The organism is Planctomycetaceae bacterium, assembly GCA_041398785.1.
GTDB lineage: Bacteria > Planctomycetota > Planctomycetia > Planctomycetales > Planctomycetaceae > JAWKUA01.
Genome location: JAWKUA010000007.1, coordinates 1 through 18022, shown reverse-complemented (window position 1 = coordinate 18022; position 18022 = coordinate 1). Strand labels below are relative to the sequence as shown.

Sequence of the window (18022 nt, the reverse complement as noted above, 5' to 3'; positions counted from 1 at the left end):
CGGGGAATCGGCGTGTCGCCGAACGTCCGGTCGCCGGAGCCGTGCCTATGGCTGCCGCGATTAACGCTGATGTTTCGAAACGATCTTCCGCAGCGAACAGACGTCAGCGATGTGTCGCCCCGTTCGGGGCTCGGCCGATGAACGGGCCGACTGACCGGTGGCTCACGCCACCGGCTAATGGTATGTCGGCCCGCCGGGCCTGAAACGTATTTGGATAAGCTGCCGCGCGTATCCGGATCAGTCCGGATTTATGACACATTCACGGGCATCGGCCGAAGCACCGAACAGCCGAAGCCTCAGCGGCGCGCGGACGGGTTGTTCTGCTGTGCCTGAGCCCAGGTGATGAAGTGCTCCAGATTTGGCTCGTCCGTGTGACCGCCGTCGTGCTGTCGCCACGCGAGAACTCCGTCCAGCAGACCGACATTGACGTCGGGCATGACTTCCGTCAGGTAGTCATCACTGCGTCCCAAATCGCGCGCTCCCAGCAATCGAAAGACGGGTTGAGCGGCGATGGCCGCCATGTAGCTGCCATGATGATCCAGCCATTGCGCATCACCTTTTTCCGGAATACCGTGACTGATGAACGTCAGCCGCGGCGCGCACAAAGCTAGCGTCATGTGAGAATCCACCGGCAGATCGTCCGCCGTTCGAGAGCCGAAGGATGATTCTTCCGCCGAATACTTCAGGTAGTTGCCGGCCATCCAGTGATACGCGCCGGAGCCCGCCAGATTTTCGAGACTCTCACCAAAGTTCCGGCGGAACAATTTCGTGCCGCCGGCGCCCGACGATGCGATCAGGCCCGTCGCGAACCGCTGATCGAACGCCATCGCAACCAGCGCCGCCTTGCCGTAGCGGGAGACTCCCGCGATTCCGACTTGCCCGGCATCCACGGACTGAAGCGTTTCCAGATAATCGAGTGCTCGGGAAGCGCCCCAGCCCCACGCTCGCAGTGCTCCCCATTGTTCCGGGGACCGCGGCTGGCCAAGATTCGTCAGTCCGATGATGCCGCGTGTCAGACCGGCACCCGTGGGTTCCGCATCGGGGTCCTGCGGCGGACCGAATCGCCGCGGCTGCCAGCCTCCGGAATCCTGCTGCACGGATCCCGGATTCAGCATCATGCATCCCCAGCCGGCAGCGATCAGTTTGTCCTGGCGAGACGGCGGGCGCGGACCGTCGCCACCGGGACCTCGTCCGGGTCGGCGAAACCGGTCCATTTCGAACGGCGTGAAACCAAAGCTGATCAAGACCGGCACGGGTTCCGCTGCGTCCTTCGGCAGAGTCAGCGATGCCGCGATGTTGACTTCGATTTCCGGACACGCCGAATTGTCGACAACGCCGACAAGTTCCTGTTGAACAGCCGCAACGCCGCCGGAGTCAACATCCCGCGTCTGCCGCACTTCCCACGTCACACCGGGCACATTGTCCGGAACGCGGCCATAAACTTCCCGCTCCAGCAATTCGACGATTTCCGGTCGTCGAATCGTTTGCCACTTTTCCGCCGTGTCAACGACTTCGCCGCTGTTCGTCCGAAGCAGTTCGGGCAGATCGGGGTACGGATTCGCCTTCGATTCGTCATAGTTCGCAGCGTTGGGAGCGTCCGCATTCGGACTGCGACCGGAACGCAGCTTCGCAATCCCCAACTGCTGCAGCATCTCCTGATGGTCCTGCTGCGTCGTGAACACCACGGGCGTTTTCACGGCCGACGTTTCGTCATCCGGCTGCCCGCCGGCCGTCAATGGCAGAACCAGGAAAACCGAAAATGCCGCGACGGACCTGCTGTTTCGACACATCGTTCAGGCTCTCCGAAAAAGTCCGCACCCGCTGACCAGCCGCGTTGAACCGTTCTCGCCGGAGTCCTGTTCAGCGTATCGCGTTACGTTGTGTGGCACGAGCCGGAAGTTCGTCGACCGCGCGCGGCATGACGGAATCCGGGACCTCTATTCTACTTCGACGACGGCGATTCGCAGGTCCTGAAGCTGGTGCGTATCGACGGGCGACGGAGCTCCCGACAGCAGATCGGATGCTCGCTGAGTCTTCGGGAACGCGATCACGTCGCGGATGTTTTCCTCACCGGCCAGCAGCATCACCCAGCGGTCCAGGCCCAGTGCAATCCCGGCATGCGGCGGCGCTCCGTAGCGTAGAGCCTCCAGCAGAAACCCGAACCGTCGTTCGGCTTCTTCAGACTTGATGTTCATCAGATCGAACACCTTCTGCTGCACTTCGGAGTTATGAATACGGACGCTTCCGCTTGCGGCTTCGTATCCGTTGACGACCAGGTCGTACGAGTCCGCTCGCACTTTGCCAGGATCGCTGTCCAGATATTCCAGGTCGGCCCTGTTGGGTTCACAGAATGGATGGTGTTCGGCGTCAAACCGCTGTTCGTCTTCGTTCCAGGTGAACATCGGAAAGTCGACAACCCACAGCGCGCTGAAGGAATTCGGATCGTACAACTGCAGTTCGCGTCCCAGCCGATTTCGCAGAGCAGCCAGCGCCGCCGATGTGACTTTGGGAGAATCCGCGACAAACAACAGCAGGTCGCCGTCTTCGCCGTTCATGCGACGGATGATTTCCTGCTGCTGATCGTCGCTGAAGAATTTGGCGATGGTGGATTCCAGCTTTCCGCTGGCCACTTTCATATAGGCCAGGCCCTTCGCTCCGTATTCTCCGACAAAGTCCTTCAGGTCCTTGTCCAGCAGCCGCCGGCTATACTTTTCGCCGGCGCCTTTGGCATTCAGTCCGCGAACACGTCCGCCGGAACCGACGACGGACTTGAACACGCTGAATTCGCTGGCCGCCGCGACGTCGGCGATGTCGATCAGCTCCATCCCGAACCTCAGGTCCGGTTTGTCGCTTCCGTACCGTTCCATGACATCGGCGTAGGTGTACCGAGGCAGCGGGGTCGGCAGATCGATGTTGCGGACCTGCTTGACGACCGTGGCAACCAGGCCGTCGATCGTTTCCAGAATGTCATCCCGTTCGACGAATGACATTTCGACGTCGATCTGAGTGAACTCCGGCTGCCGGTCGGCTCGCAGGTCTTCGTCGCGAAAGCAGCGGGCAATCTGGTAGTAACGATCAAAGCCGGACACCATCAGGATCTGCTTGTAGATCTGAGGCGACTGAGGCAGCGCATAAAAGCTGCCCGGATGAACTCGGCTGGGCACCAGATAGTCGCGGGCACCTTCGGGAGTGCTGCGGCCCAGCATCGGTGTTTCGACTTCCAGAAACCGACGTTCGTTGAAGTACGATCGGACGGCCTGAGTCAGATCGTGCCGCAGGATCAGGTTCTGCTGCAGTGACGCTCGACGAAGATCGACAAACCGGTACTTCAGCCGCAGCTCTTCGTTGGGCAGATCGGCCCCGTCGACTTCAAACGGAGGCGTGCGGCTGGTGCTGAGAATCGTCAACTGGTGAGCACGGACTTCGATGTCGCCGGTCTGCAGCTTCGGATTTACCAGGTCGTCGCCCCGATAGCGGACTTCTCCGCTGACCTGAATCACGTCTTCCCGCCGCAGCTTGCGCGCGCGAGTATCGATCTCACTGCTTTCGTCCGTGCGAAAAACCACCTGCGTTTTTCCATAGCGGTCACGGAGATCGACGAACACCAGGTCCTTGCCCTGTTCGCGATAGCTGTTGACCCAGCCGGATAATGTGACGGATTGGTCAACGTGTTCGCGGCGCAGTTCGCCGCAGGTGTGAGATCTAAGCACAATGGGATCCTGAGAATGCTGCGGCTGACGCCGGCGTGGTCGACTGATGGGCGGGGATTATAGGCAGCGCCGATTCACTCGCAAATCACCGGCGATGGGCGGGAGCAGGCGGACTTTCGACCACCGGCACGTTTCGGAAGTCTCTGCCGACGGCCCGCTGGCAAACGTCGGCAGACGCCGGATCAGTCGTCGACGATCGGACGTTCGGAATCTCGAAACCGCTCCATCGTGATCTGATTGCCGCGATCGTTGTACCGGCACAAATCCATGTAGGCCCGCATCAGAATCAGGCCGCGTCCCGCCGCGCGTCCGATGAATTCGGGAAGCGTCGGGTCCGGCACGTCGTCCGGATTGAAACCAGTGCCTTCGTCCGCCACCACCACCCGCACGCGTTCGTCGCTGATGTCGCATTCAATCCGAACATTCAGGGTGTGATTGCCGCGGTTGCCGTGTTTGATCGCGTTGGTCAGAGCTTCCTCCATGGCCAGCCGCATCGCAAACACGTCCTTCGAACTGAATGCCCGCTGTTCCATCAGCGCGATGACGCGGTCCTGAACCTTCAGCGCTTCCCTGGTATCGCTGGGAATCTGAAGTTCGAACTGCATTCCGGAGGGCATGAACGTGCCGATCCGCTGTCACGAAGGAAACCGGGGCGCTGCCCGATGAAACCGTGACCGCTGACTCGATCGCAAAATGCGGCTCTGCAGCGGCATCCCGCCAGGGCCGCCAGCACGTCAGAATCGAGACAGCGCGTCATCCAGATCGTCGCACAGAGCCAGCACCTTGTGAAGCTGCGTGATCTTGAAGACATCCAGAATGTCCTTCTGAATGTTGCACAAAGCCAGCTTGCCTCCAGCGGTCGCCACCTTTTTGTGCATCGTGATCAGCTTGCCGAGAGCCGCGCTGGAAAGGTATTCCACCAGATCGAAATCCAGCACGATTTTGGTGCGGCCGTCCTGATCGACCAGACCGAACAATTCCTGGCCAATCAGATCGATGTTGGCTTCGTCCAGGATCTTCTTTTCCAGAAATCTGGCAACTGTGACGCCGTCGATTTCTTCAATGTCAATGCGGCGATCAGACTTGGTCATTCCTCAGCCTCAATGCAGGGACGTGGGAGTTTCGGACTCTGGTATCACCGGGGCTGACGGCTGGCGTCACCGTCAAACAACCGGCGATTTTGCCCGGACGCGACAGGCCGCTCCCCCGACTCCGGCCCACGGGCAGATGACGCCGCGCAACGATACTGCAACGCAGTTCAATGTCAAGCAAGCTGCAGGGCGATGCGTGAATCCCCGCGTGCGTGACGGCCCCGGGTACCACATCTTCGAAGAAGTTGTGCGGCGAAGCCGTCGGAAAGCGTGTTGGGACGTGCTTCCGCCGGCGGACGTCCTCCGGCGCAACCACCGGGAGGGCGAGGCTCCCCGAGCCGCTGCCGCATCGGGCGTCCTCTGGCACACGCGGCTCGGCAGGAGCCTCGCCCTCCCGGAGATGCGCCCTCCGCGGGTACCACATCTTCGAAGAAGCTGTGCGGCGCAAAAGCGTTTTTGGGACGAAGACCATCGTCAACGTTTTGCGCAACCCTCGGGAGGGCGAGGCTCCCGCCGAGCCACTGCCCAATCGGACGTCCTCTGGCATACGCGGCTCGGCAGGAGCCTCGCCCTCCCGGAGATGCGCCCTCCGCGGGTACCACATCTTTGCAGAAGCAGAAGAGGTGCTACGCGCCGTGTTGCCCGGTTCGAATGGCGAGCTGCCCTGGGTCATCGATTTACGGCAGCAGGAAGATCAGGCCCACGACGGCGGCCGCTTCGACACCGGTGGCTTTGGCGTCCAGAGGCGGCAGATAGGCGTCGGAGCCGAATTCGTGGCAGGTTGGACAATCGGGAAGTGCCCGCACGCATTTGTGCGGGCAGTTTGCCGTCATCAGGTACGGCAGTACCGGTACGCGGCCGAAGAAATGCACAGCCGATGTCAGTTCGGTCAGGCAGCCGTGGCTTTGTCCGCAGCGTTCCAGGTTCGGGTCTTCGAAGTACAGCGGCCGGTAGCAGATCGGAAATGCATTGCGATTCGGACGGTAGGCGACCCAGTCACCGCTGGTCCACGTGACGGCCTGGCCGTAGGAACCGAACAGTTCATCGACGTCGGATTCCGGCGGCGTGAGCGGTGTGCCGTCGGCGGCCGCGGGCGAAGCGGCTTTTCCCAGAGTCACCGTTGACAGCGGACGCATCAGGTCCTGAGTCACGATGCTCAGCGTCTCGTCGTCAGCGCTGGACGGCACCGGCTGTGGTTCGGAAGGAACCGGCTGGACGGGCAGCAGTTGACTCGGCACGGTCTGCTCGGTTTCCACGCCAACAGAAGTCGACGGCGCTGCCGCTGAGTCTGCGTCGTCGGATTGAGCTCGAACGGCGGGGCCGGCGGTCATTCCAATCGCCACAACGGTCGCAATCGTCAGAATTCGTTTCATCGCACTTTTCTTCCGGTCTGTTTGCACTGACGCGCTGACGTTCGGTGCCGCCTGCGGGATGGCGGCGGTTGACCACGCGTTCTTTTGACCATATCGGAGGCGAAGAACCGGCACTGTGAGAACCGGGCGAAAGACCCGTTCAGGTTGCCTGACAGCGCGAATCGGTGCAGGAAGCAGACTTCGCGGAAACCGCACGGGGTTCCGGTGGCCGCGTTCCGGCGACCGACCACGTTCATTCCGGTTCGAATCGTGTCGTTCGGGTGGCAGTTGTTGCGTTCCTCCGTGCGGCTGAGCCACAATACTCAGCGGCACTCAACTCGGCGGCGCTCAGCGGCTTGCATCGTCGCACATTTCCGGCTTCGGACAGTTTCGCATGTTTCTTCGCCTACAACTTTCCAGGCAACTGAGCAGGCTGCGGTCCAGCCTTTTCCGGCGTCCAAAACGCGCGGGTCGGCGGCGGCTGAGCGTTCTGAAGCTGGAAGACCGCCGGCTGCCGGACGCCAGTTTCGCGGTTGTCGGCGGAGCACTCGTGCTGAACGGATTCGATGCCGGAGACACGCTGACCATTGAAACAACGGCGCCGGATCAGAATCAGTTTACGCTGACGAACGGAATCTGGGACGCCTCGGACGACGATTCGGGTGATCTGTTCACGCTGTCGGCCGGCGGTCAGGTGCTGACGGTGAATGCATCGCCGGACGTCGTCAATCGCGTTGCCGTGCATTCCGGCGCGGGTGATCTGGCGGGAGTCAATGACGGTGACGCCGGTGTTCAAATGCGGCTGCTGGGAATTCGCGGCGGCGGCGATGTTGTGCTTGATAATCCGGCCAACAACTTTCAGATCATCAGCGCCGAAGCCGAGTCGCTGGTGCTGACGGACTCCGACGATATCGCATTGAACGGCATCACGGTTTCTGATTCGCTCAGCATCAGCGCCGGCGGAAGCATTAACGATGTTGCCGGCACGGTGCTTGACGTCGGGGGCAACGCTTCGTTTCGCGGAACAGACATCGTTCTTGGAAACAACGCGGCGGACACAACGAATTTCGGATCGCTGAGTTTCAGTGCATCCGGCGACGTCGTGATTTCGGAAGACAGCGGTACTCAGATTTCCACGTCAGACGACATCACGATGGTCCGGCGCGGAAAGTCTGACGCTGACGTCTACCGGCGAGCTGGATGTGACCAGTGCCGTGACCATCGACGGTGATGCCGCATTGACCGCGGCAGGAAATGTCGTGCAGTCTGAACTGGCACCGATCGCTGCCGATTCGCTGAGCGTGAACTCCGGCGGATCGACCACCTTCCAGGATGATGTGACACTGGATGGCGCGCTGGACGTCACGGCCTCCGGCGGCATCAGTCAATCGGACAATGACGTCGATAACGGCGGATTCGCTGTTACTGGATTCCGGAGCCAACATTCAGCCTAATGGTTCCGTCGCGGTGGTGAGTGACGCGAACGTGATTGCGGCGGCGGCATATCGGGCCGGTTCGGGAATGTTCACGGCGGATTCGCGACGTCTGAATTCAGGCGACGATTCAGCTTGACGGTCTGGTCACGGTGGTCGCGAACGTGATTGCGGGGCGGCATATCGCGGTCGATTCGGGAATGTTCACGGCGGATTCGCTGACACTGAATTCCGGTGCGGATTCATTTCGTCGACGTGGCCGGTGTGATTGCGGCAGAATGTTCACGGCGGATTCGCTGACGCTGAATTCCGGTGAATTCCGGTGCGCGAGTGACGCGGATCTTCAGCGGCATATCGCAGGCCGTAGTGGTTCCGTCGGCGTCGGGCGTGACGCGACGTTTCTTGCGGTCAGCGGCATATCGCAGGCCGCAACCGGAATGATTCGGGCGGATTCGCTGGAAGCCGTGAATTCCGGAACATCGGGCGACGTGAATCTTCCCGGACAAAACGACGTCAGCGTCCTGGCGATCAGCAACCTGGCGGAACACTGCAAAATCGCGTTTTTCGATGTCAACGAACTGGTGATCGGCGCCGTGGGATCGACGAGCGGCCTGGATACGAACGCCGGCAACATCAGCATTACTGCCGTCGGTGATCTGCGAGTCAGCGAATCCATCAACGCGGCTCACAACAGCCTGACGAACGGTTTTTCGGAACAGATCACGCTCATCAGCCGGTCCGGAAACTTTATCCTGGACAACGGGCTGGTGATTTCCAGCGACGAAGATCCGGCTCCGGGAGCACCCAACCCCGACACCGACGACAGGATCACAATCGTTGCCGGATCGGACGGCGGTGCCGGAGTCGTTGATCTGGGAAGCGACATTCAGATTCGCACCGACGGCGGCGTCGCTCGACAGATTGCACCGAGGCCGCAGGTGTTTGTTCCCGCGGAGACTGCATTCTTCGAAGCCGAATCGCCCGCCAACATGCGCAGCGGTCTGCTGTATGTGAATGGTGAGTTCCTGGGAATCATGGACCTGGTCTTCGGTGTCGCCGGTGAAGAGAACCTGCAGGTGGTGATCGACTGGGGCTCAGTGTCGCAGTCCGCGCTGAACGGAATCCCCGCGAGCAACGTCGTACCGTCGGTGATGCATCCCGGGGCACTGGAGTTCACGCTGAGCGATGCCGAAAAGAGCAGGTTTATCATCAGCGAAGGCGGCGAGAGATACTTCATTCCGCATTTCTATTCTGTCACGGATCTGGTGAAGGGGCCGTTTGAGAACGGACGTGCCGTGAACCTGAGCATCTTCGGAGTTCGCTTTTCGGTTGCTCAGCACGAATCGATCAACATCTGGGGAACCTCCGCCGCAGACCCTTCCGGTTCCGGCACCCTGACAACACCGGCGAAGTTTCAGTTCGACGGCACTCCGTCAACGCTGATGGATGCTGCCATGATGTCCGTCAACCTGGCGACACCGGGTCTGGCTTTGTTGACTTCCACGGACACGAATCCGCTGAACGCGATTCCGCAGCAGGGTTCGCCAATGCCCTTTGAGCTGAGCGAACCCACGTTCTCCGGTACACCGGTGCGCGACGCCGAATGGGAATTCGTCTCCGGCCCGCCGCCGGGGCTGGTGCTTGTGGAACCGCCGCCGAGACCGGTGGCCGACGTCAAGCCGCTGAGTCCTCCGCCGGAACCCGGACTGGTCGCGGAACCGATCGTCGCCGTCGATTTTGGGAAAGCCGCGATCAACGACGCGGCCCTGGGAACTCAGGTGTTTCTGCAGATTCGCCGGCAGTTCGAAGTCGACGCCGATTCCGAAATCATTCTCGACAAACTGCCCGACCGCAGCATCCTGTCCAGCCGCGAAGCGTTCGAGCACTTCGTTAGTGAACATCCCGAACTGCAGGACGGTTCCGGCTACGAAGTCTGGCTCAGCACCGATACGTCCGGCCAGGCGATCCGGCAGCCGATCCTGAAATTCGACATCACCGGCGGCCGCCCTGAACCCGCTACCGAACAATTGCCGCCGACGTTCGAACCGCCGCAACTTCGCGAACTGAATTTCGACCAGCCCGACGTCGATGCGCAGCCGAATAGCGACACACAGAATGGCAGCGGTACACAGGCCGGCAGCGGCACGCAATCCGGCGGCGATGACGCTTCCGCGGCGGATCGCCAGGACGCGACGATCGAAGCACAGCCGTCCGACGAATCCGGTCCGATGTCCGCGGTTCCGGATCCGGTCAGCGATGATCGACTGACCGATGATCGGCCAACCGATGATCGGCCAACCGATGATTGACTGACGGACGCGCGGGCCGAAGTGGTTTCGGAAATCGCCGGCGTTGCCACGTTTGCGATCATCGCCAGCCAGGCCGAAAGCGTTCGTCAGCCGCAACCGAATCGTTCCGCTGGCGCCGCATCGGGCGCTCTGTTCGGTCGAACCGCCCGCTGGAAGGCGCGGTCGGCCCGCAAGGCGCAGCGTCTGTCGCCGCTGAATCGTCGGTTGCGCGGAATCAGGAGCCTGCAGCAATGACGGCTTCCTCCGATCCCCGCGACACGAAGCACGGCCCGCGAACGGACGTCGACAGCGGCGCGCGTGATCCTCACCGCCCGGACACGGAATACGACGAATCCACCGCCGAAGGCCGCAGAACGGTTGCGGATTCCGTTGTTGAACCGTCGGGAGCGATGACGATTTCCAATCCCGGCGACGTGTCGCGACTTCGCAGCAACATTTATCGGCAGTCGATCGGCACACGTCGATTTCCGGCTGCCGGTGAAGAAGACGTCGTCGGCGAGCAACACGTCGCCCAGGCTGAAGACATCGCCAGCCAGGATGATTCGTCTGCCGAAGATCGTGTGGCCTCCGAGGGACGCCTGGAACCGGACGAACGCGAAGGTCAGCGAACCGTCCTGGACACTCAGGACAAGCGCGCCGGAACAGACGGCGACGACACCGGCGGAAGCGGCGCTGCCGAGTGCCGGCTTGATAAGTCGCTGAACATCCGCAGCCGGCCGGTCAGCGGAAACCCGTTGTTTGGCGGCGGTCATCCTTCCGATTACCGGATTGTTCGCAAGCTGGCCGAAGGCGGCATGGGCGTCGTCTATGTGGCTCGGCAGACGTCGCTCGATCGTGAACTGGCGATCAAGACACTGCGGCCGATGAAGCCGCGGCCGCCGTCGGAGTCCGCGACTCGCGGCCGAGTCTCCGAAGCGCAGCGTCAGCGGCGGGAGATGTTTCTGTCCGAAGCGCTGGTCACCGCCAATCTGGTGCATCCGCACATCGTGCCGATCCACGATTTGTGCCAGACCGACGACGGGCTGCCGTTTTATGCGATGGAACACGTCCACGGCAAACCGTGGGACGAACGCATGGCTGTGATGCCGCTGCCGGCGAATCTGGATGTGCTGCTGAAGGTTGCCGACGCCGTCGCGTACGCTCATCACCACGGAGTCGTCAATCGCGACCTGAAACCCGAAAACGTCATGCTGGGTGACTTCGGCGAAGTCGTGGTGCTGGACTGGGGGCTGGCGATGCCCGCGGCGGATGTGCAGCAGCGGCAGTTTCAGTCGCCGGCGGCGGCCATCGGCGCCGGAACTCCCGCCTATATGGCTCCCGAACTGTGGACCGGTCCGGCGGAAGCCATCGGCACGTGGAGCGACATCTATCTGCTGGGAGCCATCCTGTTCGAAATCATCACCGGTGAACCTCCGCACGAATTCCCGGACCCTCCCGAAAACGCAAATCGCAGCGTGATGCGGAAACTGATCGATGATGTCGTTCGCCCCAACACCATTCGGCCGACTTCCGAAAAAGCGAACTGATCGACATCGCGCTGCGAGCAATGCACACCGAACCGAAGCGCCGGTTCGCGTCGGTTCAGGAATTCCAGCAGGCCGTTCGACAGTCACTGCAGCACGAAGAAAGCCGCCGGCTGACGATGCGCGCCGATGAACTGATCGCCGGCACGTCCAACCCCAACCGGCCGGTGACGTACGAAGTGTTCCAGGAAGCGTCCGCTTTGTATGTCGAAGCGAACCGTGAATGGCCGGAAAACGCGGCCGCCGTCGAAGGCCTCCGCGCCGCTCGATTGCAATACGCCGAACTCGCTCAATCCAACGGTGACTACGATCTGGGCCTGCAGATCGCTGCAAAGCACGACAGCGAAGAATTTCAGGACCTGCGCCGCTCCATGAAGACCGCTCGACGCGTCCGGTCCGGCATCAAGTGGACCGCTCTGCTCGCGTCCATCGCCGTCGTGATTGCGGTCGGGTTCTCGTCGTATCAGGCCAGGAAGATCGTCGGCCTGAATGAAAACGTCGACACCCTGACAGCGAAAAAGAAGGAACTGGAGTCCAACAACGAGCAACTGTCCGGCGCGAATTCGGAACTGAAGACCAGCAACCAGCAACTAACGAAGGCCAATGAATCACTGGTCGCGACAAAGACACAGTTGCAGGCAGACGTTTCAGCGCTGCATGCCGACAACGCAACATTGCAGTCGGACAACTCACGCCTGATCGCTGATAAGTCAACGCTGGAACGTCAGAACGCAGATTTGACGCAGGACAACACGCAGCTTGCAAAGGACAACACGCAGCTCGGTCAGGACAACGCCAGCCTGGAGCTGCAGAAACTGAATGCTCTGTTCGAACTGCGAAACAGCGGCATTCATTCCGCCGTCCGAAATGGCGACTATCCGCAGGCTCTGACCGAAACGGAACAACTGCTGCACGAACTGCGCGACGGTGATCTTCGGGAACTGCCGGACAACGAAAACGAACGCATTCGGGAACTGGAAACCCTGCGGCAGGATCTGCGGCAGCGGGCCGTCGAAAACAACGCGCCGCTGCTGAGTCTTGCGGTCAGTCCCGGTGGCGACCGAATTGCCTGGTCTGATGCCGCCGGGCAGGTTTCTCTCCGCAACGTCACGCCCGAGCGAACGGCTGGTGCGGAAGCGCCTGACGTCGAGCTTCGTCTGCCCGCGGATTCCGCTTCAATGCAGTTCAGCGACAACGGAAGCCGGCTCTTCGTTCTTGCGGGACGAACGCTGCTGATTCGTGAAATCGATCGAGGCGCTGCGTATCCGATCGAAAGTCCGGACGAGCAATTCACAGACCTCGAAGTCTCAAACGGCATTGTGATCGCGTCGACGAGCGCCGGCACGATGACGGCGTGGGCCGCGGATTCACGCGAACCGGTGTGGACCATTCGGGGACGATCGCCGGTGGACGACCTGACGCTGGTGCCGGATTCCGGCCTGCTGATCGCCGCGGGTTCACGCGGAGCTCAGTCGGCGGACGTGCTGGCGTTCCGGCTTCCCGACCGGGCCGATCCCAGCGCACGCCCGGTGCGTCTGGGCCAGCTTCGCATCCCGAGAGAATCCGGGTTTGCTGTTTACCGAGTCGCCGCGTCGCCGGATGGCCGGTTGCTGTTTCTCAGCAATCGCAACGACGGACGTCTGCTGGTCCTTCCTCGACGCCGAACAAGTGACACCGATTCACCGAACGACGTGCGCGGAACGTTTCCGTTTCAACACGTGACCGAACTGGCCGGTTCGTCATCTTTCACGTGGCAACACGACCACCACACGCGTCCGATCAGCGACATCGCTTTTTCCGCCGACGGTCGCGTTGTTGCGACGGCCTCCGATGACCGCACGATCGGAATCTGGACACTCGCCGGCGACGTCTCCACCGATTCTCCGCGTCTGGAATTCGTGAAGCGGCTGGAAGGTCACGGCGCCGCGGTGACCGCGGTCAGGTTCCTGGATTCCGGCGGGCAATATCTGTGTTCCGCCAGCGCTGATCGATATTGCCGATTCTGGAACCTGGCGACGTACGACGCTGACCGGAAACGCGTGGAATCGCATTTCGACGTTTCGCTGACGCGGCCCGCAGGTGTGAACCGGCCGCACTACCGTCTGACATCGGCGAATGACGAAGCGGCCGACGCATTGGCCGACGACGCCGTTGTTTTCAATTCCGGTCATCGAATTCAACAGGGAGCGATCGCGTCGGCGTGTCTGAGCCGCGATGGTCGGTACGTCGTGACCGGAGCCTCCGACGGGACCGCTGTCATCTGGCACAAGAACACCGGCAGTCGAGACAACGCGGGACGTGCCGTCGCAGCGACCATCCGAACTCAGCGGGAACTGATCGACGAAGGACACGACTACTACATTCGTCGAGCGATGTTTGTGCCTCCCGACGGGCAGATTCTTGTCACGACCGGCTACGACGGAACACTGTGTCTGTGGAACACCGACGACCGGCAAACAATGGCGGGAACTCAGCGCCTGCGAATGACGGGGCTCGATCTGGTCAACGCGGTTGGTTCGTCACCCGACGGACGTCTGCTGCTGACGTCGTCGGCAAAAGATCCCCGCGGCGATCCTGATGACCGCGACACCAGCGACAACGATGCCGGAACGTGCGACGTCTGGAAGCTGGACGACCTGTTGAACTGCCCGTTACCGAAACCGCTGCTTCGGCTGACCGGCACGCACAAGCGCGACGTGACCGCGATTGCCGTGGCTCCGTCCGGAAGACTCGCCGCCACGGGAGCCGCCGATGGGCTGGTAGCCGTCTGGCAGCTCGACACGGGCGAACTCAGAGCGTCCGCGCAACTGCACGGCAAAGACACCTTCGTGACACATCTGCAGTGGCTGACCGACGATCGACTGTTCACGGCGGGGCTCGACGGGAAACTTCAAATCTGCGACGTCACTCCGGCAGCACAGCCATCATCGACCTCAGCCGCAACGAAACTCCGCGATCCCGCAACAGCCCCGCCGCCCGCAGAACTGACGACCGTGCTGACATTCGATCACGGGAAGTTCCCGGTTAATCGAGTCGCGTTCGCTCCTGACCTGACGCGGTTTCTGACGCTGACCGTTGAGACAAATCAGAAGACGGGAACCACGCAATCGGATGTTCGGTTGTGGAGCGTCCGTTCCACGAAGCCGCTGCGGTCGATCCGTGCGGCCACCGTGACGGAAGGCGGTCGCACGAACGTCACTTCCATCGACTGGTCGGCGGACGGTTCAAAAACGGTGCTGGTCGCGGGCGGCAGGCTGCAGATCCTGGACACGGCTGCCTGGCAAATTGAATCGGTGTTTGACGCACCGCGGCACGAGATTTCCGACGCCGTGTTTGCTCCGTCGTCGCCGTCGGAAACGGCGGCACGCATTGTGACGCTGGATGGAGTGGCGGCTCATCTGTGGAATCTGCGGGACCGGTCACACATCGCCGACTTTCGTCCGATGTTCGCGGTTTCCGCCGTGGCCCTGATGGACGACGGTGACGAGTGTCTGCTGCTGACCGGTGATCAGTCGGTGCGAGCTTTCTCGACGAAGGATGCCGGCAGCACGCGGGAACGCACCCGGTTCAAGATCAGCTCGCCTCACCACGGCATCATCACCAGCATCGCCGTCAATCCGGTTTCCGGTTCGCGGCAGTTCGCTTCATCGGCCGCTGACGGTTCGGTTTCCGTCTGGGAAATCTCACCCGACAGCGATCGCGCAAAACATCTGCGAAACATCGACACCGGCGGTTCGCCCGTTTCGCAGGTGGCATGGTCGCCCGACGGTCGCTGGCTGCTGGCAGTGTCCGAACATGCCGCCGCATATCTGTATTCGACGAAGCGGCCGGACGACGACGCCGTGAAGATTCCTCTGCCACAGCCGCAGGATCGTGAATCGTGCGTGCTGCTGTGCGGCTGCTTCAGCCCCGACGGTCGCCGGATTGCCATCGGCGGGCGAACCACCGACACCAGCGAAGGCATCGGCTGGGTCTGGAATTGGTCGCCGGACGACGACGATCCACTGCACTTGCACGGCACGCTGCGACGACAGACATCCGGCGGCCTTCGAAAACTGGCGTTTGTGCCGGAATCGCCGTATCTGGTCACCGGCGAACACGACGGAGCCGCGGTGATCTGGAACTGGCAGCCGGACCGCAAGGAAGGTTCCGTACCCGCGTATCCCGTGTTCGAACTGATCGCACCCGACCGCCGAACAGCACACGCCGCGCCGGTGACGGCTGTCGATGTCGCCGACGGCCGAACCATCCTGACCGCCGGAGAAGACGGTACAGCAATCCTGTGGAAGAACCCGTTCGCAGATTTCTGACCGGCGATTGCCGCCGTGTAAATCCGCTCCCTTCTTTCAACCGCATCACGGTCCGCATAGAATCGCAGCGGGAGTCTCGTCGCTATGCCGCTGCTTGATCATTTTCGTCCGCCACTTTCACAACGAGGATCGTGGGAGGGGTTCCACGGGATGTGGCCAGCGCTGATCGTTCAGCAACTGAACGATCTGCTTCCACACCGGTATCACGCCGAGCCGCGTGTGCATCTCGGAACCGCTTTCGAAATCGATGTCTGTACCTTTGAGCCGAATCGTCGCGGCGGTGAAGTCGCCGAGGCGGGTGAATTCGGAACAGTCTCGACGTCGGCAGCCGCCTGGGCGCCACCTGAACCGACGCTGGCCGTGGAAGTGGATCCCACGGAACTGTACGAATACGAAGTTCTGATCCTTGACGACGATCGAGACCGCGATCTGGTGGCAGCCGTCGAAATCGCCAGCCCGGGAAATCAGGATCGGCCGGAAACTCGCAGGGCGTTCGTGGCCAAGTGCGCCGCGCTTCTGCAAAAAAAAGTCTGCGTCAGCATCGTCGATCTGGTGACGACGATGCACTTCAATCTGTACTGCGAACTTCTGGACATCTTCGGACAGGAGGATCCGGCGTTCAATGCAAAGTCGCCGGCCACTTATGCCGTGACGTGCCGCAGCAGAAATCTGGGTGAACGATCACGCTTCGAAACGTGGGCGTATCCCATGATCGTCGGACAACCGCTTCCAGTTCTGCCGCTGTGGCTCAGCGACCAGCTTGCCGTGTCACTGGATCTGGAATCCGCCTATCAGGAAACCTGCCGAGCACTGCGGCTCATCGCGTGACGGCGGAAAATACCTCCGTTCGTCGCATGCAACGCAGTGCCGTGAAGCACTCCGTTCATCCGGTTACGCCGCATTTCTTCGGCTGGGTGGCACTGGCGCCGCGTTCCATTCTGTGCCACAGGCTGGCCAGAGATCTCCGTCAATCGCCTCACGGCATTGGCGATGCCGGTGACTCACCGTCACCGCACGTCCCGTTTCCACCGCACTCGCCCCCGTTTCCACCGGGCTTGCCCCGGTGGGACGCCAACTGGCCAGCTACAGCCCTCCAGACCGCCGACCAAAAAGCTCTCCACCGGGCTCGCCCCGGCGTCACCCGATGACGTCCAGAGGGCTGCGCACGCCGGTGGCTCCGAGTGTGCAGACGTGAGTGTAAATCATCGTGGTACTGACATCCGCATGGCCCAGCAGTTCCTGGATCGTCCGGATATCACTCCCGGATTCCAGCAGGTGAGTTGCAAAGGAATGCCGGAACGAATGGCAACTGGCGTGCTTTGTGACCTGAGCCCTGTCCATCGCTCTCTTGACGCACTTCTGCACCGTGCTTTCGTGAATATGGTGCCGTCCCAGGCCCTTTTGCATCCCGACGGAGGCATCATCCTTTCTGGGGTCGCGGCGCAGGTTCCTTCCCGAAAAGATATACTGCCATCCAAATTCCCGTCCGGCGTTGGGGTACTTTTCGCTCAGAGCATGCGGCATCCAAACCCAGCCGGCTCCGATATTCAAATCGTCCTGGTGCTGAACGCGGGCACTTTCGATCTGCCGCCTCAGACCGTTTTCTGCCTTCCGGGGCAGCGGCACCATACGATCTTTCTCTCCCTTGCCGTCACGCACGACAATCTGCCGCCGATCGAAATCAATATCCTTGACCCGCAGCCGACATGATTCCAGCAGTCGCAGCCCCGCACCATATTGCAGACCCGCGATCAGCCGATTGGGACCGAATGGAATCTCCCGCATCACTCGCCACACTTCCGACACGCTCAGCACCACCGGAATGTGGTCCGGATGTTTTGCACGAATCGCGTCAATGCTTAACTGTTCATTCTTCAGGATGTCCCGAAACAGCAGCAGCAGAGCACTCAGCGCCTGCGTCTGAGTACTGGCCGCCACCTTCTGCTCGACGGCCAGATGCGTCAGAAACCTGTTGACTTCGTCCGATCCCATTTCGCCGGGATGTCGCCAGCGGCCTGCCCGATCACGTTCATACCGCAGAAACCGCTCAATCCAGCTCAGATAAGCCTTTTCAGTCCGGATCGCCATGTGAGTGGCGCGCATATGTTCACGCACCTGATCCAGAAGCTTCATCGCAAGCCGTCCTTATGCAGTAGTCAGGGAAATCGGGGGCCATCCGGAATTATGCGGACGCCCGGCAGGCGGCCACTGGCGCGAGTGATATCAGGCCCCGCACGGGGATTCGATTGACTTGGCGGCACTTTCTGCGAGAATCCGGAAATCCGAAGTCCCGC

Annotated in this window: 12 protein-coding genes; 6 read left to right on the top strand and 6 right to left on the bottom strand. The window is 61.3% G+C overall.

Annotated features, from left to right (window positions below):
• Positions 1–296: 296 nt before the first annotated feature.
• From R3C19_09925 to R3C19_09905, 5 genes are all read right to left on the bottom strand, one after another.
• Positions 297–1790 carry a hypothetical protein gene (locus R3C19_09925; GenBank protein MEZ6060669.1) on the bottom strand — a complete coding sequence of 498 codons (1494 nt, stop codon included), beginning with the start codon at positions 1788–1790 and terminating at the stop codon, positions 297–299.
• A gap of 147 nt (positions 1791–1937) precedes the next feature.
• Entirely contained in the window at positions 1938–3710 is a 1773-nt protein-coding gene (gene aspS / locus R3C19_09920; protein MEZ6060668.1) for an aspartate--tRNA ligase, read from the bottom strand.
• A 182-nt stretch (positions 3711–3892) separates the two neighbouring features.
• Positions 3893–4327 carry an ATP-binding protein gene (locus tag R3C19_09915; GenBank protein MEZ6060667.1) on the bottom strand — a complete coding sequence of 145 codons (435 nt, stop codon included), beginning with the start codon at positions 4325–4327 and terminating at the stop codon, positions 3893–3895.
• A gap of 117 nt (positions 4328–4444) precedes the next feature.
• Positions 4445–4801, bottom strand: a complete 357-nt coding sequence (locus tag R3C19_09910) for an STAS domain-containing protein (GenBank protein MEZ6060666.1) — start codon at positions 4799–4801, stop codon at positions 4445–4447.
• A 677-nt stretch (positions 4802–5478) separates the two neighbouring features.
• Positions 5479–6174 (bottom strand): hypothetical protein, encoded by a 696-nt coding sequence (locus R3C19_09905; GenBank protein ID MEZ6060665.1) that lies wholly within the window; start codon positions 6172–6174, stop codon positions 5479–5481.
• Positions 6175–6547: 373 nt separating this feature from the next.
• Here R3C19_09905 and R3C19_09900 point away from each other — a divergent pair, with 373 nt between their 5' ends.
• From R3C19_09900 to R3C19_09875, 6 genes are all read left to right on the top strand, one after another.
• Positions 6548–7384 carry a hypothetical protein gene (locus R3C19_09900; GenBank protein ID MEZ6060664.1) on the top strand — a complete coding sequence of 279 codons (837 nt, stop codon included), beginning with the start codon at positions 6548–6550 and terminating at the stop codon, positions 7382–7384.
• A gap of 164 nt (positions 7385–7548) precedes the next feature.
• Positions 7549–7725, top strand: coding sequence for a hypothetical protein (locus R3C19_09895; GenBank protein ID MEZ6060663.1), 177 nt, complete (start codon positions 7549–7551; stop codon positions 7723–7725).
• A 139-nt stretch (positions 7726–7864) separates the two neighbouring features.
• The gene (locus R3C19_09890; GenBank protein ID MEZ6060662.1) at positions 7865–9895 is read left to right on the top strand and encodes a hypothetical protein; all 2031 of its coding nucleotides are present in this window, start codon (positions 7865–7867) and stop codon (positions 9893–9895) included.
• 230 nt (positions 9896–10125) lie between these two features.
• Positions 10126–11421 (top strand): serine/threonine-protein kinase, encoded by a 1296-nt coding sequence (locus tag R3C19_09885; protein ID MEZ6060661.1) that lies wholly within the window; start codon positions 10126–10128, stop codon positions 11419–11421.
• Between the two features lie 20 nt (positions 11422–11441).
• Positions 11442–15728 carry a hypothetical protein gene (locus R3C19_09880; protein ID MEZ6060660.1) on the top strand — a complete coding sequence of 1429 codons (4287 nt, stop codon included), beginning with the start codon at positions 11442–11444 and terminating at the stop codon, positions 15726–15728.
• Positions 15729–15812: 84 nt separating this feature from the next.
• Entirely contained in the window at positions 15813–16556 is a 744-nt protein-coding gene (locus tag R3C19_09875; GenBank protein ID MEZ6060659.1) for a DUF4058 family protein, read from the top strand.
• Positions 16557–16865: 309 nt separating this feature from the next.
• On the opposite strand, the gene R3C19_09870 is transcribed toward R3C19_09875, so the two are convergent.
• Positions 16866–17861, bottom strand: coding sequence for an integron integrase (locus R3C19_09870; protein ID MEZ6060658.1), 996 nt, complete (start codon positions 17859–17861; stop codon positions 16866–16868).
• Positions 17862–18022: the final 161 nt, after the last annotated feature.